The sequence below is a fragment of the Vibrio sp. 2033 genome (assembly GCF_033339735.1).
In genome coordinates this window covers 1-617 of sequence record NZ_JAWOVC010000505.1, presented here as the reverse complement: position 1 = coordinate 617, position 617 = coordinate 1, and the positions used below count along the sequence as shown (strand labels likewise).

At 50.6% G+C, this 617-nt stretch carries 1 protein-coding gene; it reads left to right on the top strand.

Annotation, left to right across the window (positions count from 1 at the left end; genetic code table 11):
- Nucleotides 1–617 (top strand): arginine deiminase family protein (locus R7P74_RS27475; RefSeq protein ID WP_318123844.1); only part of this gene is annotated, 617 nt, incomplete at both ends.

Here is a 617-nt window from a genome sequence, read left to right as displayed (position 1 = left end):
GAAGTACTTCTGCTCCACGATTTACTGGTGGAAACCCTAGCCGTTCCAGAGGCAAAGCAGTGGCTGTTGAATACGCAGATTTCTGACTTCCGCTACGGGCCAACCTTCGCTCGCGATTTACGCCAATATCTTTTGGAAATGGACGACGAACACCTCGCGACTATTTTGCTTGGCGGCTTAGCCTATTCTGAGTTACCTATTCAATCTTCTTCGATGCTACCGAAGATGAAGCGCCCACTGGATTTCGTGATCGAACCACTACCAAACCATCTATTCACCCGCGACACCTCATGCTGGGTATATGGCGGTGTATCACTCAACCCAATGATGATGCCTGCGCGCCAACGTGAAACAAACCATTTACGCGCTATCTATCGCTGGCACCCGATCTTTGCAGGCCAAGACTTCATTAAATATTTTGGTGATGATGATCTGCATTACGACAACGCAAACGTTGAAGGCGGAGACGTACTGGTGATCGGTAAAGGCGCGGTATTGATTGGCATGTCTGAGCGCACCACGCCACAAGGGGTAGAAAACCTCGCGGCGAGCCTGTTTAAGTCCGGTCAAGCAAAAGAGGTGATCGCCATCGATCTGCCGAAGCACCGCTCTTGCAT